Source organism: Flavivirga aquimarina (assembly GCF_030540835.1).
Taxonomy (GTDB): Bacteria; Bacteroidota; Bacteroidia; order Flavobacteriales; family Flavobacteriaceae; genus Flavivirga; species Flavivirga aquimarina.
In genome coordinates this window covers 1-1,079 of sequence record NZ_JAUOEK010000092.1, presented here as the reverse complement: position 1 = coordinate 1,079, position 1,079 = coordinate 1, and the positions used below count along the sequence as shown (strand labels likewise).

Annotated in this window: 1 protein-coding gene and 1 pseudogene; one reads left to right on the top strand and one right to left on the bottom strand. The window is 32.0% G+C overall.

What is annotated here, in order from left to right:
• Nucleotides 1–127, top strand: a pseudogene (locus tag Q4Q35_RS08220) (IS982 family transposase); the annotation flags it as partial.
• A gap of 469 nt (nt 128–596) precedes the next feature.
• Here the strand turns inward: Q4Q35_RS08220 and tnpA are convergent.
• A complete protein-coding gene (gene tnpA / locus Q4Q35_RS08215) occupies nt 597–1,043 on the bottom strand; it encodes an IS200/IS605 family transposase (protein ID WP_303277483.1) in 447 nt (148 codons plus the stop codon).
• Nucleotides 1,044–1,079 lie beyond the last annotated feature (36 nt).

Sequence of the window (1,079 nt, the reverse complement as noted above, 5' to 3'; positions counted from 1 at the left end):
TGCTAAATCTTTTGATGGATTCAAAAATAGAATCTTGTCCAAAATCACAGCAATGACAGTAGTCCAGTTTATCAATAAGTTCGTGTTTAATAGGAATATTAATAACTTAAAAGTTAATATCGCCTAAATGCACAACGGGTTAGATTACAATAATGTCAATGAACTAAAATATAAACAACTGTCTATCAATTTGTTTTAAGTGGACAGCAATGATAAATTACCTTAAATCTGTTTATTTGTTTACACTATGAGAAAAGTTGTCTGATCGTTAGAAAATTAAGAAGTCATTTGATTGGTTTAACATTTCGATTTGAGGTAAGTTGCTTACAAATTCTCATGCTTTTTTCTATTGAAAAAGCTTATGGTCGCATTCTAAAAATTATTTTTGCATTGATAATAGTTGTGCAAAACAGGGTAACCTAATTTGTTGTTTGCTTTGATTGTGATTTGGGTTATTAATGAACAGATTGTGACACTTCGACTCCGCTCAGTTCAGGCTAGCTCCTCACAATGACGTTCTAACGATTATTACAAAAAGGGAACAGAATGATAATCAACTTTTAAATGAACTACCCCGACGCAGAGCGATCGAGGTATCAAAATAACGTTAATTGATTTGTGTGTAATTTTTTATATTCTTTCTCTTTTCCTTGACCTTTGACATAAGCTCTTATAACTTCTTCATTGGCGTATTGACCAACCGTATTTGCATAAAACCCACTTGTCCAGAATTTTCCACCCCATAACTTTGCCTTTATCTCTGGAAACCTTTTATACAGTTCTTTTGCCGTAATACTTTTTAGCATATTTATCATTTTCGAAACAGAATAGCCTGGAACACTTTGAACTAAAAAATGAACATGGTCTGGCTCATGACCTATCTCTATAAAATGTACTTCATAACGCTCTGAAATATCCAGACATATTCGCTTTAAACTTTCACCTATCTCTTCTGTTATAACCAACTGCCTATACTTCAATGGAAAAACCAAGTGATATAACAATAACGTCTTATTATGCCTTTTAAAAATATGTTCTCCCATTTTTCGAAAGTACACTTTTTCAAAGTGTTATGAAAA